This is a genomic window from Pseudoduganella flava, from assembly GCF_007830495.1.
GTDB classification, from domain to species: domain Bacteria; phylum Pseudomonadota; class Gammaproteobacteria; order Burkholderiales; family Burkholderiaceae_D; genus Rugamonas; species Rugamonas flava.
Genome location: NZ_VLKW01000005.1, coordinates 113,861 through 132,162 on the forward strand (window position 1 = coordinate 113,861; position 18,302 = coordinate 132,162).

An 18,302-nucleotide genomic window follows, 5' to 3' on the forward strand; every position below is an offset into this window, starting at 1 on the left:
AACGTACAGCGGCAGGGAGAACAGCATGACAGGCAATACCCAACGCCAGCGCTGGCTGGATGGCCACGGACCGATCCGGCACGTCCCGGACACGGTCGCCCTGGTGAACGACGTGATCGCGCAATTGACCGCCGATGGACAGGAGGCCGGGCGCGCCTACGCGCTGCTGGCGGCGGGCGACCGGCTGGCCTGTGCGGCGATGAACGTCGTGGCGCACATGACCTACGCGCGCCGCATCGACATGGAAGGCGGGCCGCTGGCCGCCGCGGACTTCAAGCCCCATCCGGAAGGCCACACGGGTGGCGCGCTGAACATGGTGCCGGCGTTCGTCGGCTACCTGCTGGCCAATGCGCTGACGGCGACGACGCGGGGCTGGCTGATGGGGCAGGGCCATTGCGTGGCCGCGATCGAGGCGGTCAATGCGCTGACCGGCGACGTGTCCGCGACCCAGCGCGGGCGCTACGACGCGAGCGCCGCCGGCTTGTCGCGGCTGATCGCCGACTTCTATTCGTATGCGATGGATGCCGAGGGCCGTCCGGCCGTGCCGGTGGGCAGTCATGCCGGGCCGCACACGGCCGGCGCCGTGTCGGAAGGCGGCTACCTAGGCTTCGCGGGGCTGCAGTACGTGCACATGCCGCTGCCGGGCGAACGGCTGGTGGCGTTCCTCAGCGACGGCGCGTTCGAGGAGCAGCGCGGCTCGGACTGGGCGCCGCGCTGGTGGCGTGCCGAGGACAGCGGCCTGGTCGTCCCGGTCATGATCCTGAACGGCCGGCGCATCGAGCAGCGCACCCAGATCACGCAGTCCGGCGGGGCACGCTGGCTGGCCGAGGACCGCGCCCACCAGGGCTTCGCACCGCTGCGCGTGGACGGCCGCGACCCGGCCGCCATCGCGGTCGCGATCGTCGCGGCGGAACGGGCGTTGCAGCGCTTCGCGGCGGACCCTGAGCGCCGTTATCCGGCACCGCTGCCCTATGTAATAGCGGAAACGGAGAAGGGTTACGGTTTTCCCGGCGCCGGCACCAATGCCGCGCACAACCTGCCGCTGGTGGCCAATCCCCATGACGATCCCGTCGCGCGCGACTTGTTCAATGCCGGCGCGGCCGCGCTGTTCGTCGCGCCGGACGAATTGCGCGCCGCGCTGCGCACGCTGGATACGCACGCGGCGCAGGGCCGGGAACGGGAGAGTCGCCATCCAATGGCGCGGCGCCACCCGCCGGCTCCCGCGCTGCCAACGCCGGCCTGGGACACGGTGGACAGCACGGGCAGCGCGATGGCGGCGCTGGACCGCTGGTTCGTGGCGCTGGTGCGTGCCAATCCGGGCCTGCGGGTACGGGTCGGCAATCCCGATGAACTGGCCAGCAACAAGATGGTCGGCACGCTGGCGCTGCTCAAGCACCGCGTCAACGAACCGGAAGCGGGCGTGCCGGAAGACCGGCTGGGCGCCGTGATCACGGCGCTGAACGAGGAGGCGGTGGCGGCGGCCGCGCTGGGCAACAAGGGCGGCCTGAACCTGATCGTCAGCTACGAGGCGTTCGCCGTGAAGATGCTCGGCGTGCTGCGCCAGGAAGCGATCTTCGCGCGGCGCCAACAGGAACTGGGCCAACCGGCCGGCTGGCTGCCGGTGCCGCTCGTCGTCACGTCGCATACGTGGGAAAACGCGAAGAACGAACAGTCGCACCAGGACACGACGGTCGGCGAAGCGCTGCTGGGCGAAATGTCCGACACGATGCGCGTGCTGTTCCCCGTCGACGGCAATACCGCCGTGGCGGCCCTGCGCGCGTTGTACGGCGGGCGCGGGCAACTGGCCTGCATGGTCGTCTCCAAGCGGGACATGCCGACCCGCTTCGACGGCGCCGCGGCCGAGGCGTTGATGCGCGATGGCGCGGCCCACGTCGCGGGGCAGCCGGCCGGCGCGGCGGTGCAGCTCGTGGCGCTCGGCGCCTACCAGCTGGACGAAGCGCTGAAGGCGCACGCGTGGCTCGCGCGGCACGGCGTGGCCGCGTGCGTGACGGTCGTCATCGAACCGGGCCGGCTGCGGCGCGGGCGCGACGCCATTGAGGCCGCGTTCACGCTGTCCGATGCGGCGCTGCACGCGCTGTTCCCGCCCGGCTTGCCGCGCGTGCTGTTGTGCCACACGCGCCCTGAACCGATGCTGGGCGTGCTGCGGCGGCTGGACGGCGGCCCGGCCAGCACCGAGGCGCTGGGCTACATCGGCCGGGGCGGCACGCTCGACGTGCCTGGGATGCTGCTGGCGAACCGCTGCACGTGGGCCCATGCGGTGCACGCCGCCGCCCGGGTCAGCGGCTGGCAGGACGCCGAGCTGCCGCGGCCGTGACGGGGAACACCTGGCTTCATACGAACAACGAAGAATGGATTGCATATGCTTACACTGACTAGCCTGGGCGGTGCCGGTACGGTCACCGGCTCGAAACACCTGCTCACCTATGGCGACACGAATCTGCTGGTCGACTGCGGCCTGTTCCAGGGCCTGAAGAACCTGCGCGAACTGAACTGGCAGCGCCTCTCCACCGACCCGCGCACGATCGACGGCGTGGTGCTGACCCACGCGCACCTCGACCACAGCGGCTACCTGCCGCGTCTCGCGCTGGACGGCTTCGCGGGCAGCATCGTCGCCACCCGTGCGACGCGCGACGTGGCCGAGCTGCTACTGCTCGATAGCGCCTGGCTGCAGGAGAAGGATGCGGAATTCGCCAACCGCAAGGGGTACTCGAAGCACCATCCGGCGCTGCCGCTGTACACGGTCGAGGACGCGGAGCGCGTGATGAAGCAGTTCCAGCCGGTGGCGCTGCACCAGCCGATCGCCTTGCCGGGCGGCGCGCAACTGCGGTTCCGCCGGGCCGGCCACATTCTCGGCGCGGCCACGGCGCAGATCGACGTCGGCGGCCAGCGCATCGTCTTCTCCGGCGACCTGGGGCGCTACGACGACCCGGTGCTGCACGATCCGGAGAGCGTGCCCGCGGCCGACTACGTGGTGATCGAATCGACCTACGGCAACCGCCGCCACGACCGCTCCGATCCCGTTGCGGCGCTGGGCGAGATCATCACCCGCACGGTGCGGCGCGGCGGCACCGTCGTCGTGCCGGCATTCGCCGTGGGCCGTGCGCAGTCGCTGATCCACGACCTGTGGCTGCTGCGCCAGCGCGGCGGCCTGGCCAATGTGCCGGTCTTCCTGGACAGCCCGATGGCCACCAGCGCGACCGAGCTGCTGCAGAAGTATCACGACGAGCACAAGCTGCCCAGCGCGGCATTCGAGGCCGCATTCTCGGCCGTCACGTACGTGCGCGACGTCGAGGAGTCGAAGGCGTTGTCCGCCAACCGTTATCCGAAGGTGATCATCTCGGCAAGCGGCATGGCCACCGGCGGACGGGTGCTGCACCATATCGCGGCGTTCGCGTCGGACCATCGCAACACCCTGCTGTTCTCCGGCTACCAGGCGATGGGCACGCGCGGCCGCAAGCTGCTCGAGGGAGCGCGCGACGTGAAGATCCATGGCAGCTGGGTGCCCGTGCATGCCGAGGTGGCGGAACTGCCGATGCTGTCGGCCCACGCGGACAGCGATGAACTGCTGCGCTGGCTGGGCGGCTTCGACAAGCCGCCGCGCCGCCTGTTCATCGTGCACGGCGAACCGGAAGCGTCGGAGGCGCTGCGCGAGCGGGTCCAGCGCGAGCTGGGCTGGCAAGCCAGCGTCGTGCTGCAAGGCGAAAGGTACGCGCTGTGAGCCCGGCCATGAAGGTCGAGGCGCCCACGCTGCGGGCGGTGCGCATGCGCCTGCACGCGCAGCACCAGCCGATCGCGCTGATGCGCACCGACTGCCACGTGTGCCGTTCGGAAGGACTGTCGCCGCGCTCGCAGGTGCTCGTGATCGCCGGCGATCGCCAGGTCCAGGCGCTGCTGTACCAGATCGAGAGCGAGCTGCTGGCACCGGGGCAGGTGGCATTGTCCGAGGCGGCGTGGGATGAACTGGGGATTGCCGACGGCGACCCCGTGCTGGTGCGCCACACCCCCGTGCTCGAATCGCTGTCCGGCGTGCGCCGGCGCATGTATGGGCAGCGGCTGGCGCAGGCCGACATGGCGGCGATCGTGCGCGACGTGGCCAAGGGCCGCTACACGGACGTGCACCTGGCCGCCTTCCTGACCGCCACGGCCGCGCTGCCGCTGGACGCCGCGGAGACGATCCACCTGACGGGCGCGATGGTCGACGTGGGCGAGCGGCTGCGCTGGCGCGCGCCGGTCGTCGTCGACAAGCATTGCGTCGGCGGCCTGCCGGGCAATCGCACCACGCCGCTCGTCGTGGCCATCGCCGCCGCCAACGGTCTCGTGATGCCGAAGACGTCGTCACGCGCGATCACGTCGCCGGCCGGCACGGCGGACACGATGGAGACGCTCGCTCCCGTCGAACTGGACATGGACACCTTGCGCCGCGTCGTCGATGCCGAAGGAGGCTGCGTGGCGTGGGGCGGGGCGATGCACCTGAGCCCCGCCGACGAGATCTTCGTGCGCATCGAGCGCGAGCTCGATATCGACACGGAAGGCCAGCTGATCGCATCGGTGCTGTCGAAGAAGATCGCCGCGGGTGCGACCCACGTCGTGATCGACATTCCCGTCGGCCCGACCGCGAAAGTGCGCAGCGACGCCGACGCACGGCAGCTGGCGCAGCGGCTGCAGGACACCGGGGCGCACTTCGGCCTCGCGGTGCGCTGCCTGCTGACCGACGGCACCCAGCCGGTCGGGCGCGGTATCGGGCCGGCGCTGGAAGCGCGCGACGTGCTGGCGGTGTTGCGCAACGAACCGGACGCGCCGCCCGACCTGCGCGCACGTGCCGCGCTGGTGGCCGGCGCCGTGCTGGAGCTGGGCGGTGCCGCCGCGCCGGGCACCGGTACCGAACTCGCGCTGGCGACGCTCGCCCGCGGCCACGCATGGGACAAGTTCCAGCGGATCTGCGCCGCGCAAGGCGGTATGCGCGAGCCGCCAGTTGCCGCCTACGTCGAACCGCTGCTGGCGCGCCGCGCCGGGCGCGTGATCGGCATCGACAATCGCAAGCTGGCGCGCCTGGCCAAGCTGGCCGGCGCGCCGGAAAGCCGCGCGGCCGGCGTATTGCTGCGCGCGCCGCTGGGCAGCGCCGTCGAACGGGGCGAACCGGTATTGCTGGTGCACGCGGAGACGCCGGGCGAGCTGGCGTATGCGCTCGATTACGCGCGCACGGTGGAGGATGTTGTCGTCATCGGCTAAGACGCTGTTCGCCGAACAGCGCCCAGGCTGACGGCCGCGCCATGGCCGGCCGCGATCAGGCGCGCGGACGCTGCTTGTGGAACACCAGCGGGCTGTAAGGCACGTTGGATGGCGGCAGCGAGTTCAGGATGCCCGGCTTCATCGCGCCTACCACGTGCATCTCGCACGGCTTGCAATCGAAGCGCAGCGTGTAGCGCTCGTTGCCGGAGACGAGCGTCATCGGCTCGGCCTTCACCTGGCCCTGCACCCCTTGCACGCCCTTGGCCTGTTTCGGGCACAGGTTGAACGAGAAGCGCAGGCAGTGCTTGGTGATCATCAGCGACACTTCGCCCGGTTCCTCGTGCGCCTCGTACGCGGCGTCGATCATCTGCACGCCGTGCTTGTGGTAGAACGCGCGCGCCTTGTCGTTGTAGACGTTGGCGAGGTAGGACAGCTGCGTGTCGGGGTAGACGGCCGGCGGTTCAGCCGGGGCCTTGCGCTCCGGACGCAGCCACGCGGCCAGGCGGGTCGCCTCGTGGGCGGCGATCGCGTCGCGGCGCAGCGCGTTGATCGCACCGGCCGGCACGAACCACGGCTGTGTCAGCGCCAGCGTGACGTCGCGCGCCTCGAACATCGTGTTGCCCAGTTTCGCCAGGCTGGTGCGCAGCGCCGCTTCGGCCTGCGCCGCTTGCTGGGCGGGCTGCAGGGGCAGGGCGGCGTGCGTGCTGCTGACGATGCCGTCCTCGTCGATCAGCGACAGGGTCAGGCCCTCGGCGTCGTCCGTCAGCGTGATGTCCAGCGCCACCTTGCGTTCCGACGATTTCTTCGTCAGCGCCGCTTCCCAATGGTGGTCGCGGTTGCGGTGGATCTCCGTGCCGACCTTCAGCGCGACGAGGCTGGCCATCGGTTCGTTCGGGAACACGCGCCAGCGCTGGCCTTGATTGTCCTCGCCCAGCTTCTCGACCTTGTTGGCCTGGATGCCGGCGCTCGCGCGCTTGTTCATGTAATTGAGGCCGTCGCCGTTGGCCATCGGCGCATCGGTGAGCAGGTCGAAATGGTCGGTGGCCAGGCGCGTGACCGTGCCGAGTTTCACGCCCAGGTATTTCGGCGAATCGAACGCGCCGATGTCGTCCTGGCGGCCGCCGGCGAAGTAATCCGTGTGGCCGCGGTTGAAGTTCTTGTCGACGTCCGGCGTGAACAGCACTTTCGTGCGGCCGCTCGATGCGCGCGCGAATTCGGGGCGGCGCTCCAGGATCTCGTCGAGCAGCAGGCGGTAGTGGGCCGTGATGTTCTTCACATAGCCCATGTCCTTGTAGCGGCCCTCGATCTTGAACGAGCGGATGCCCGCGTCGACGAGCGCTTCCAGGTTGCGGCTCTGGTCGTTGTCCTTCATCGACAGCAGGTGCTTGTCGTAGGCCACCACGCGGCCCTGGCCATCCGTCAGCGTGTACGGCAGGCGGCACGCCTGCGAGCAGTCGCCCCGGTTCGCGCTGCGGCCCGTGTCGGCATGCGAGATGTAGCACTGGCCGGAAAACGCCACGCACAGCGCGCCGTGGATGAAGTATTCCAACGGCGTGTCGACTTCCGCGCGGATCTTCTTGATCTGCTCGATCGTCAGCTCGCGCGCCAGCACCAGTTGCGAGAAGCCGACGTCGCCGAGGAACTTCGCCTTCTCCACCGTGCGGATGTCGCACTGTGTGCTGGCGTGCAGCTGGATCGGCGGCAGGTCCAGTTCCAGCAGGCCCATGTCCTGGATGATCAACGCATCGACGCCCGCTTCGTACAGCTGCCAGATCTGCTTGCGGGCCAGGTCCAGCTCCGCGTCATGCATGATCGTGTTCATCGTCACGAAGATGCGCGCCCGGTAGCTGTGGGCGAATTCGACGAGCGCGGCGATGTCTTCCAGCGGATTGCTGGCGTTGTGGCGGGCGCCGAACGCGGGCCCGCCGATGTAGACGGCATCCGCTCCATGCAGGATGGCTTCCCGGCCGATCTCGGCGGTCTTGGCGGGGGACAGCAGTTCGAGCTGATGGTCGAGAAGGGACATGGCGGATCCTGAAAGACGAAGGCGAAGATTATAGCGCCGCCCACCCGCGCTGTCATCGCGCCACGGGCCATTGACGGCGTAGGACGATTGTCCTATTCTGCCGTGTATTGCATGAAACACCACGCACACATGGCACGGCAAGACACCACAAGGGAGCAAATCGTCGCGGCGGCCGACCGGCTGTTCTATGAGCAGGGGTTCGACCACACGTCGTTTGCCCATATCGCCGACGCGGTCGGCATCTCGCGCGGCAATTTCTACTACCACTTCCGTGCCAAGGACGAGATCCTGGCGGCCGTCATCGACCTGCGCCTGGCGCGCACCCGGCAGATGCTCGACGACTGGCAAGCGCAGGGCGCCGACCCGGCGGCACGCATCCGCAGCTTCTTCCACATGCTGGTCGCCAACCGCGCCGCCATTGCGATGCACGGCTGCCCCGTGGGCACGCTGTGCAACGAGCTCGCCAAGCTGGACCACCCGTCGCACGGCGCGGCGGCGGCGCTGTTCACGCTGTTCCGCACCTGGCTGCACGGCCAATTCGTCGATGCCGGATTCGCCGCCGCGGAGGCCGACCGGCACGCGCTGCACGCGCTCGTACTCAGCCAGGGCATCGCGACGCTGGCCAGCGCGCTGCGCGACGAGCGGACGCTCCGGCACGAAGTGCGGCTGGCCGAGGAGTGGCTGGCGGGGTGCCTGGGCCGTGGCGCCCAATCCGATCACCATTGATGTTCCCACCAAGGAGGAGTGCATGTACGTCGTCATGTTGAAGTTCGCCGATAACCGCGGCCAGGCGCCGCAACACATGGATGGCCACAAGGCGTGGCTGAAACGCGGGTTCGACGATGGCGTGTTCCTCGTCGCCGGCAGCCTCGGCGAAGGTACGGGCGGGGCGGTGCTGGCCCACAACACGTCGCTGGCCGACCTGCAGGCGCGCGTGGACGCCGACCCGTTCGTAGCCGAACGCGTCGTGACGGCGGAAATCGTCGGCATCGCGCCGTCGCGCGTCGACCAGCGGCTGGACTTCCTGATGCAATAACACCACAACCTCCGCGCCAGTCATCAGTGGTAGCGTATAACGCCATGATATAGACGAGGCTACTTCTACCATCGTGCGCACCCTGCAGGTAGCGTACATCCCTGCCGGGCCGATACCGGAATCCGTATCGGCCCGCGTCAAAAAGTCATTAGCGTTCGCATAACTCGTCCTTTAGATTCAGCCGAACGCACTTTGTTCGCTGGGCGGCGCCCGCCCGCCGTCCGGTTCCCTTTCATTCGTCGCCACCACAGGAGGTCACCCACATACTGATTTGGTACCGGTACCAATGCGCAGTCACATTGCAGATCCATCCACATCGACATAACAACGATACATATGGAGGAGACATCATGGAGACATTGCATCACAAGGTCATCGCCGCCGCGGTCGCGCAGATCGCATTGCTGTCCACGTCCGCGTGGGCCCAACAAGCTCCCGCCACCGGAACTCCCGCCGCTATTGGCGACAAAGTCATCCCCACCGTCACCGTCAGCGGGTACCGCAGCTCGCTGGGCCTGGCCGCCGCCGAGAAGCGCGACAACATTGGCCTGACGGACACAGTGTTCTCCGAGGACATGGGCAAATTCCCCGACCCGAACATCGCCGACGCGCTGTCGCGCGTGCCCGGCGTGCAGGTCACGCGCGCCTCGATCGATGGTGAAGGGATGAACATCTCGATCCGCGGCATGGGCCCCGCGTTCACGCGGGTGCTGCTGAACGGTGCGCCGATGGCGTCCGCCTCCGCCGGCAGCTGGGGCGGCAACATCAGTGCGAACCGTGAAGTGGACATGGATTTCCTGCCTTCGGAGCTGTTCCGTAGCGCCACCGTGTACAAGAGCCAGCAGGCCAGCGTGATCGAAGGCGGCATCGCCGGCACCGTCAATATGCGCAGCGTCCGGCCATTCGACAAGCGCGGCCTGCGCTCCGCGTTCACGCTGTCGGGCAACTACCGGGACCAGGACGGCAAGTGGGGCGCGACGGGTTCGGGCCTGATCAGCAACACGTGGACCAGCAGCCGCTTCGGCAAGTTCGGCATCCTGGCCGGCATCGCGTTCGGCGACACGAAATACAAGACGGATGCGTTCCAGACGGTGGACATGCGCAACTTCCAGCTGAAGCCGAACCAGGCCAACGCGTCCGACCGGCCGAACAGCACCGGCGGCGGGTCGCAATCGACGCCGGACACGGTGCCCACCGGCCTGCCCCTGGCCCAGTTGCCGGACTACGCCAGGCCGCTCCTCGTGCCGGGTGCGCCGATCGACCGGGCGCTGCTGCTGGCACTGAATCCGGGCGCGACGATCCAGCAGATCGACAACGGCCTGATGGGGCGACTGGGCCGCCACATCGTCTACGAGGGCGAGCGCAAGCGGGCGGGCGAAGTGATCAGCATCCAGTGGCAGCCGAACGACCAGTGGGACCTGTACTTCGATACGCTGTTCGCGCAGAAGCAGAACGAGATGCTGTCCGAAGGGATGAACGTGGGCACGCGGGCCAACACGCCGATCCCGATCGGCCTGGAATTCGACCGCAGCGACTGTACGATCGGATGCGTGATCACGAAAGGCGTGTTCGCCAACACGTTCTGGGCACTGGAATTCCGGCCGATGAAGGAAAAGACGCGCTTTCGCAGCTTCAATCCCGGCTTCGAATGGCGCCCGGCCGACAACTGGACCATCGACGGCCACGTGAATTACACGAAAAGCACGTTCTATCGCGACATGCCGACGGTGCTGCTGGCCACGCCGTCGGCCAACTCCGTGATCAGCTACGACAACACGGCGCCGGGCCGCACGCCCACGTACACGGGCAACCTCGACATCAACAACCCCGCCAACTTCGGCTGGTACCAGGGCGGCCAGGGTCTCTCGGGCCTGCGCATGGACCTGTACGAACGCACCAACACGACGAAGGGTACGCGCCTGAACGTCAACTGGGGCGACAGCGACTTCGCGCTGAAGGTGGGCGGCGCCTACGACGACATCGAGCGGCGCTACCGCGGCTACAGCGTGGCGGACGCGTGGATGAACGTCGCCTGCGGCAACCACATCAATACCCGGCTGTTCGGGCCGAACACGCAGTTGCGCACCTGCGACGGGCGCAACGCGCCGGGGCCGGTGACGGATGCGGCCACCGCCTATCCCGGCTACGGCACCGGATATTCGGCGGGCCAGGGGCCGCTGGCCTACCTGGGCTCGGTGGTGCCGAACGCCGCGGTGCCGAACTACGCGCATGCCAGCAACCACGGCTTCATCACGGTGGACTGGGACAAGTTTGCGCGCGACACGGATTACCAGTACTTCCGCGATAACATCTACAAGGGCTTCAACAGCGGCAGCGGCGGCTATATCCGCGAGGCGGTTGCGGCGCTGTACGCGGAGGTGAACGGCCGCACGCAGCTGTTCGGCCGCACGTTGCGCTACAACGCCGGCGTGCGCCACGCCCGCACCAGGCAGACGATCGGCGACCTGACGTCGGCCGCCGACCCGCGCAATGCGAGCTTGCAGAACGGCGGCTTGTACCCGAACGTGGCCGAGTGGGCGTACGAGACGACGCGCTACAGCAATACGCTGCCGTCCGCGACGGTGGCCTACAACCTGACGCCGGCGCTGATCGCCCGGGTGTCGGGTTCGAAGTCGCTGACCCGCGCCAATCCCGCCGATTTGCGCCAGACCCGGCTGACGATCGGCGACCAGGGCGCGCGGCAGGGCAACCTGACGAACCCGAACCTGAAGCCGTTCGCGGCGAACAACCTGGACGTCGGGCTCGAGTACTACTTCACGCGCGAGGCGTACATCGCGGGCAGTGCGTTCGCGAAGGACATCACGAGCCGGCCCGGCCAGCACATCCTCAGCTACACGCTGGCGCAGCTGGACCAGATGTTCGGCACGGTGGGACTGACGGACGCGCAGCAGCAGGCCGTCAATGCCAGCGGCGGCCGCGACAAGCACCTCGTCGAGGTCACGGCGCCGTACAACATCGACAGCAAGCTGAAGGTGCGCGGCGTGGAGCTGACGTGGCAGCAGCCGCTGGACATGCTGCCCGTGAAGGGTTTCGGCTTTACCGGCAACTTCACGTACACGAAGCAGACCGACGAGGCGCCGAACGCGCCGCCCGTCGGCGGCGTGCCGCCGCGTACCAACAACTTCACGCTGTACTACGAGCGCAACGGCATCAATGCGCGCGTGTCGCGGCAGTACACGGCTTCGCACGTCGTCAACACGAGCACGGGCTTGAACGTGCCGGGCGGCGCGTACGCGTACACCAGCGAACGCACGCAGGTGGACGTGTCGGTCGGCGTGAACCTGCAGCGGCTGTTCAACTTCGCGTACAACACGGACCTGACGCTGTCGGTATGGAACGTGAACGATGCGATCAGCCGCACCTACACGCAGTTCTCGAACGCGATCTTCGACGAGTACAAGCCGGGCCGCAGCTACACGATGTCGCTGCGCACGGCCTTCTGACGGAGAGGGAGGGGTGCACCGGGCCCAGTTTGGCGCCCGGTGCAAGGGTTACAGCGAAGGGTTACAGCGGAGGATTACAGCGACCCGAGGTAGGCGAGCAGCGCATCGCGCTCGGCCTTCGACAGGTTGGCGAAGCGCTCGCGGGAACGCTGGGCTTCGCCGCCGTGCCACATGATCGCCTCGGTCAGGTTGCGCGCGCGGCCGTCATGCAGATATCCCGCCTGCAGCCCCTTGCCCAGCACCTTTTCCGTGTAGCCGATGCCCCACAGCGGCGCCGTGCGCCACATGGTGCCGCTGGCCTGGCCTTCCTTCAGCCCATCGGCCAGATCGGCGCCCATGTCGTGCAGCAGCAGGTCCGTATGCGGCCGGATCGTCTGGTTGCGCAGTTCGGCGAACAGGTGGCCGCTGCCCGTCTTCATCTCGACCGTGTGGCAGGCGCTGCAGCGCATCGACTGGAACAGTTTCGAGCCGGCCGTGACGCTGGCGGGATCGACGCGGAGTTCGTCCAGCGGCGCCACGCCTTTCGGGAAGCCGCTCGGCAGGCTGCGCTGGGCCGGCACCGCCACCAGCGCAAGGTAGCGCGAGATCGATTCCAGGTCGGCCGCCGAGATGCCGGCCTGCTTGCCGCCGCCGGCGCATGCCGCCGGGCCGGCCGCGCAGGCACGGTTCGGGTACATCGTCGACGTCACCGACATGTCGAGCAGCAGCGCTTCGGCCGACTGGTGCCGCAACGTGGACTTGGCGGCCTTCCAGCCGAAGCGGCCCAGGCGCACGGCGCCCGTCTCCGGATCGAACACGTAGTTCGGCACGCCGCGCACGCCGTCCGCATCGGGCGTGACGCGGGCCCGCGCCAGGATGTCCGCTTCCGGTACCGCCTCCAGCAAGCCCATGCCGATCATCGGCTGCGCCGCGCGGGCCGAGTACACGGCCGGCACGGGGCCGTCGAACGCCAGGTTCGGCTTGCGCAGTTCCACGCTGGTGCCGTCGGTCAGTTTCACGGTGCGGGCCGTGAACCCTGCGACGCGCACGCCGGTACCCCAGTTCTGCGTGGTGCCGCCGGCCTGCGCGTTCATCTGGATCACCATGCCGTATTGCGGATGCGGCACCTGCTGGCCGGCCGCGTCGACGGCGGCGACGCGCACCGACATCGTGTCCAGCCGCTGGTTGATCGCGGCCAGCGCCGGGCTGCGGCCGTTGTTGACGTGGCAGCCGATACAGGCGGACTGGTTGAAGCGCGGGCCCTGCAGGCCGACGGCCGCCGTGTAGCGGTCGTTGCCCGGCTCGTTGTGGTCGCCCGTCGTGAAGTTCGTGTGCACGAGGCGGCGGCCTTCGACGAAGCGCTGCATGTTCTGCATGCCCACGTTGTTGTGCGGCTGCTGGAACATGAACAGCGCGTTGTCCGTGTAGTTGTACGATACGGAACCCAGGCCGCCGGACAGCGTGCTGTCGGGCAGCGGCACGGAGTTCAAGCGCGGCTGCACGCCGTACCACGGCCGCAGGCCGGTGCCGACGACGTAGATCCACTCCTGCGAGTAGTAGCGGATGCCGCCCGTGTCGCCGATGGCCGTCATCGCCGCGCTGGTCGAGAAGAACGATGGCGAGACCTCGATCACGTCGCCGGCGACCAGCGCGCGGCCCGGTACCGTGGTGCCGTTCGGGAAGCCGTTCGCATCCAGGCCGCCGTGGCCCGGATAGCCTTTCACGAGCAGCGTGCAGGCGCCGTTGATGCCGTTGCTGCTGGCCAGCTTGCCGTTGGCGGGGTAGGGCACCGGTTTGCAGATGCCGACCGTGTTGTCCACCAGCTCGCCCGGATTCATCCAGCCGTAGCCGGTGACGCCGGGGCGGTCGAACGCGCGGAAGAACGCGACGCCGCCCGGCAGGAAGTCCACCAGCGGGTACTGGTTGACGATCAGCGTCGGCTTCGTCACGCCCGGCACGCGGCTGTTGTCGATGATCTCGACGCCCCACGTACGGTTCTTGAAGTACTGCGGCACGAACGTCAGGTAATTGCCGGGGCCCTTGTCGACGGGGTTGCCCAGCGCATCGACCGTTTCATTCGGGCCGTAGCCGATCTCGTTCCAGTCCTCGCCCCGTTCGCGGCCATGGCGGGCCAGGCCACGTGCGCCGAAGCGGGTGACCAACGTGCCGTCCGCCAGCGTGAATTGCAGCGTCTCGAGCGGTTCCGCGCTGGTTGGCAGCGGCACCAGGCCCGTGCCGTCGATCGGGAATTTCAGCGGCGACGTCGTGGTCACCGGCAGCGTGTTGTCGCTGCCCGGCGACTTGAATTCCACTTCGAACAGCGAATAGCCGTATTGCGTGGCGCGGGCCACGCCCTGGATGCGGAGGTAGCGGGCGTTCGCGCCCAGGTTCAGGAATTCCTCGGTGCCGCCGCGGCCATTGTTCACGTAGCGCAGCTGCGTCCAGTTCTGGCCGTCGTCCGACGCCTTGATCGCGTATTCCTTGCCGTATGCGTTTTCCCACACGAGCTTCATGTAGCCGACCGGCGTGCGCGCGCCGAAGTCGAACTGGATGTAAGCGCCATCCTCGGCCTTGCTGGCCCAGCGCGTGGCCGGCTTGCCGTCGATCGCCATCGCAGCGGACAGGCCGGCGTTTTCGACGGCCGACGACGACGCCGCCACGGGCTTGATCGCAACGCCCGGCTGGGTCGGGTCGGTGGGGATCGGCGTCGGCGGCACTTCCGGCTCGGTGATGACGGGTGTGCCGGAATAGGCCTGGATCTCGATGATCGAATAGCCGTACTGCGTGGAGCGGTGCACGCCCTGCACGCGCAGGTAGCGGCCGCGCGCGGCGAAGCCCGTCAGGTCCTCGGTGCCGCCGGCGCTGTCGTCGACGGACTTGATCGTCGTCCACGTCGCATTGTCGTCGGAGACCTGCAGCAGGTACTGCGTGGCGTGGGCGTTTTCCCAGTCGATGCGCACGCGCGTGATCAGCTGCTGCTTGCCGAAGTCCAGGGTCAGTTGTTCGTTGTCCGTGAACGCGCTGCCCCAGCGGGTCTTGTCGTTGTGGTCGATCGCGGCGGCGGCCGACAGGTCGCCCCGTTCCGACGAACTGGCGCTGGCCGCGACGGGCGTCAGCGCCGTTTCGGCCGACGTGCCGGAGGCGGCCAGCAGTTTCAGGGCGCCGCCCTGGCGATTCGCCTGCGGGGTGGCGCTGTCGCTGCCGCCGCCGCAGCCGGCCAAGGACGCGGCCAGGGCCGTCAGCAGCGTGGCCAACAGCACGCCGCGCCCGCGCGGCGGCCGGCCTGTGTGGTGGTGTTGCATGGGGTATTGCATGGATTCTCCTTGCCCATGGTTCGTGGAATGGTCCGTGCGGTGGCGCGGACCATGCGCTTACAGCCTCCCGATGGCCGGACGGCGCTGAACGGGTAGTCCGCGCCGCTCTGTTATGTGTGGCTTGCCGGTGTCACGGGTTCATGTGAGCCGCAGAAATTGTCGTGTTGATATTTCCACTCGGCAAGTCGAGCGACAAAGTATCGGTTTGCTGACGGAAAGTCAACCTTCTGGAGAAAGAAGAACGAGCGTACGGAAAGGAGAGGGGCGCCGATGCGGCGCCCGGACGGCGGGGTGATCAGGGAATTTTCACGCGCAGCGGCATCGGCACGGGCACGTCCCGACCCGGCATCGGCGCCCGCTCCGGCGGCGTCAGGCCGTTGACGAGGTCGGCGATCCGCACCGGTTGGCCCGTCTCGAAACAGCGGTTCGCGGCAGCGCCGATCAGGATCGAATACGCGCCGCCCCGTTCGTCCGAGAAGCGCTTGTACTTGTCGTCCGGCGCGGTGCCGAAGATCTCGTCGAGCATCACGTTGTCGCCGCCGCCATGGCCGCCGGTGCCCGTCCATGGCGTGATGTCGCGCGGCGCGCCGCGCAGCGGGATCACGCGCGTTTCAACGAGATTGCTCTTGCTCTGCACCTCGCCGGCGCCTGCGGCGCCCACCTTCTCGACGATGCGGTGCTCGAGCCGGCCCTTGGTGCCGTTGAAGGCCACGTAGTATCCCTCCCACGCGTCGTACGCGGACAGCGCGTAATTGAGCTGCGTGCCCGTGTCGTAGCGCACCATCACGTTCATCGTGTCCTCGATGCTGATCTCCGGGCGCCACACGCACTGGTCGCGGTAGTAGCCGTCGTACTTCTCGTTGTCGAGGTACAGCGCCTTCAGGCCCGGATCGGCGGCCAGGTCGAAGTAGAACGTGCACTTCTGTTTTTCGGGGCAGGTGAGGCAGCGCTCGTGCGCGCCCGACAGGCCCATGCGCTTGGCGGTGGCCGGCGTGTAGAACTGGCGCGAGCCGAATGCATGCACCAGCTCCGGCTGCGCGCCCAGCCACCAGTTCACCAGGTCGAAGTGGTGGGTGGCCTTGTGCACCATCAGCCCGCCGGACATCGCCTTGTTGCTGTGCCAGCGGCGGAAGTAATCGGCGCCGTGGACGGTGTTCAGCAGCCACGTGAAGTCGACGGACAGCACGTCGCCGATCTCGCCGCTCATCAGGATGTCCTTCACCTGCGTGCGGGGCGGCGTGTAGCGGTAGTTGAACGTGACGCGGATGTGGCGGCCCGTGCGGCGCACGGCATCGAGGATGCGCTGCGCCTTTTCCGGCGTCGTCGTCATCGGCTTTTCCGTGATCACGTCGCAGCCAGCCTCCAGCGCGCGGACGATATATTCGTCATGCAGCGCATCCGGCGTGGTGACGATCACGTATTGCGGCTTCGTCTCGCGGATCATCTGGTCGAACTCGGACGCCTTGTAGCCGCGCGGCTGGCTGGCACCGGTTGCCGCGATCGTGCGCACCGCGAGCGCCGTGCGCCCCGGATTGCTGTCGCAGATGGCGACCACCTCGTTGTCGTCCCGGTACTTGCCGGTGATCGCGCCCGTGTACATGCGCGAGCGCGAACCGACGCCGACGACGGCATAGCGCTTGCGCGGCACGGCGGCAAAGGCGCTCGTCGCCATCATCACTCCGGCCGCGCCGGCCGCTTTCAGAACCGTGCGCCGGTCGATCGGGCCCGTGGTGTGATCAGTCATTGCGTGTCTCCATTGTTGGTCTGTGTGCGCCGCGGCCTGCAGGTTGACAGCTGCGCGGCTGCGTCGATGGTAGGTCCAAACAAAGGAGGTGGCAAGACCACTTGAGGCTACTGGACGGACCAATCGCCAGATTGATCGATCCGCGGAGGTTAGCTCAGCCTTAGCGCCAGTGCCGCCAGCGTGACGAACAGGATCGGCAGGGTCAGCACGATACCGGTGCGGAAGTAAGCGCCCCAGCCGACGTGGATGCCCTTGTTGTCCAGCACGTGCAGCCACAGCAAGGTGGCGAGGCTGCCGATCGGCGTGATCTTCGGCCCCAGGTCGCTGCCGATCACGTTCGCATACACCATCGCTTCGCGCACCACGCCCTCGGTGGTGGTGGCGTCGATCGACAGCGCGCCGACCAGCACCGTCGGCATATTGTTCATGATCGACGAGAGGAACGCCGTCAGGAAGCCAGTGCCGAGCGCCGCGCCCCACACGCCGTGGCGGGCGCACGCGTTCAGCACGGCGGTGAGGAAGTCCGTCAGGCCGGCATTGCGCAAGCCGTACACGACGAGGTACATGCCGAGCGAGAAAATCACGACCTGCCAAGGGGCGCTGCGCAGGACCGCCCGCGTCGAAATGCGGTGGCCGCGCGCAGCGACCGCCAGCAGCAGCACGGCGCCGGCCGCGGCGACGGCGCTGATCGGCACGCCGAGACGCTCGAGCCAGAAGAAGCCGGCCAGCAGCAGGCCGAGCACCCACCAGCCGGTGACGAACGTGGCGCGATCGTGGATCGCTTCGGCGGGTGTTTTGAGTTGGGCGACGTCGTAGCCGGCCGGGATGTCGCGGCGGAAGAACCACATCAGCGCGCCCAGGGTCGCCGCGACGGCCACCAGGTTCACCGGCACCATCACGGCGGCGTAGCGGGCGAAGCCGATGTCGAAATAGTCCGCCGAGACGATGTTGACGAGGTTCGACACGACGAGCGGCAGACTGGCCGTATCGGCGATGAAGCCGGCCGCCATCACGTAAGCCAGCGTGGCGCGCGGCGAGAAGTTCAGTGCGCGCAGCATCGCGATCACGATCGGCGTAAGGATCAACGCCGCGCCGTCGTTCGCGAACAGCGCGGCCACCGCGGCGCCCAGCAGCACGAGCAACACGAACAGCCGCCGGCCGTCGCCATTGCCCCAGCGCGCGACGTGCAGCGCGGCCCATTCGAAGAAGCCGGCCTTGTCCAGCAGCAGGCTGATGACGATCACCGCGACAAACGTGCCCGTGGCATTCCACACGATGTGCCAGACGGCCGGAATGTCGGCCACGTGGATCACGCCTGCCAGCAGCGCGACCAGCGCGCCCGCGGCCGCGCTCCAGCCGATGCCCAGGCCGCGCGGTTGCCAGATGACGAGGACGAGGGTGACGAGGAAAATCAGGAAGGCGATCAGCACGATGCTCTTTCAGTGGGGCGCACGCTCCCCGCCGCCGGCAAGCGGTGGGAGAGGGGACG

At 68.1% G+C, this 18,302-nt stretch carries 10 protein-coding genes; 6 read left to right on the forward strand and 4 right to left on the reverse strand.

The window, feature by feature from the left end; all coding sequences use genetic code 11:
- Nucleotides 1-25 precede the first annotated feature (25 nt).
- Genes IP92_RS14540 through IP92_RS14550 form a run of 3 tightly spaced genes read left to right on the forward strand, consistent with a single transcriptional unit; the run spans nt 26 to nt 5,250 of the window.
- Nucleotides 26-2,335 (forward strand): phosphoketolase family protein, encoded by a 2,310-nt coding sequence (locus IP92_RS14540; protein ID WP_145876108.1) that lies wholly within the window; start codon nt 26-28, stop codon nt 2,333-2,335.
- 45 nt (nt 2,336-2,380) lie between these two features.
- Entirely contained in the window at nt 2,381-3,739 is a 1,359-nt protein-coding gene (locus IP92_RS14545) for an MBL fold metallo-hydrolase RNA specificity domain-containing protein (protein ID WP_145876109.1), read from the forward strand.
- Entirely contained in the window at nt 3,736-5,250 is a 1,515-nt protein-coding gene (locus IP92_RS14550) for a thymidine phosphorylase family protein (protein WP_229418783.1), read from the forward strand. Before IP92_RS14545 ends, IP92_RS14550 begins: the two co-directional genes overlap by 4 nt.
- A gap of 55 nt (nt 5,251-5,305) precedes the next feature.
- Here IP92_RS14550 and IP92_RS14555 read toward each other — a convergent pair whose 3' ends face one another.
- A complete protein-coding gene (locus IP92_RS14555) occupies nt 5,306-7,276 on the reverse strand; it encodes a peptidase U32 family protein (protein WP_145876110.1) in 1,971 nt (656 codons plus the stop codon).
- 111 nt (nt 7,277-7,387) lie between these two features.
- Between IP92_RS14555 and IP92_RS14560 the strand changes: the two genes are divergently transcribed.
- The 3 genes from IP92_RS14560 (at nt 7,388) to IP92_RS14570 (ending at nt 11,776) form a co-directional block, all read left to right on the forward strand.
- A complete protein-coding gene (locus IP92_RS14560) occupies nt 7,388-8,002 on the forward strand; it encodes a TetR/AcrR family transcriptional regulator (protein WP_229418784.1) in 615 nt (204 codons plus the stop codon).
- Between the two features lie 22 nt (nt 8,003-8,024).
- The gene (locus IP92_RS14565; RefSeq protein ID WP_145876112.1) at nt 8,025-8,312 is read left to right on the forward strand and encodes a YciI family protein; all 288 of its coding nucleotides are present in this window, start codon (nt 8,025-8,027) and stop codon (nt 8,310-8,312) included.
- Between the two features lie 350 nt (nt 8,313-8,662).
- Nucleotides 8,663-11,776 (forward strand): TonB-dependent receptor, encoded by a 3,114-nt coding sequence (locus IP92_RS14570; RefSeq protein ID WP_145876114.1) that lies wholly within the window; start codon nt 8,663-8,665, stop codon nt 11,774-11,776.
- 74 nt (nt 11,777-11,850) lie between these two features.
- Here IP92_RS14570 and IP92_RS14575 read toward each other — a convergent pair whose 3' ends face one another.
- From IP92_RS14575 to IP92_RS14585, 3 genes are all read right to left on the reverse strand, one after another.
- Nucleotides 11,851-15,069: a di-heme oxidoredictase family protein gene (locus IP92_RS14575; RefSeq protein ID WP_229418785.1), complete on the reverse strand. Its 3,219-nt coding sequence runs from the start codon at nt 15,067-15,069 to the stop codon at nt 11,851-11,853.
- Between the two features lie 295 nt (nt 15,070-15,364).
- A complete protein-coding gene (locus tag IP92_RS14580; protein ID WP_145876116.1) occupies nt 15,365-16,813 on the reverse strand; it encodes a Gfo/Idh/MocA family protein in 1,449 nt (482 codons plus the stop codon).
- A gap of 149 nt (nt 16,814-16,962) precedes the next feature.
- Nucleotides 16,963-18,243 carry an arsenic transporter gene (locus IP92_RS14585; RefSeq protein WP_145876118.1) on the reverse strand — a complete coding sequence of 427 codons (1,281 nt, stop codon included), beginning with the start codon at nt 18,241-18,243 and terminating at the stop codon, nt 16,963-16,965.
- Nucleotides 18,244-18,302 lie beyond the last annotated feature (59 nt).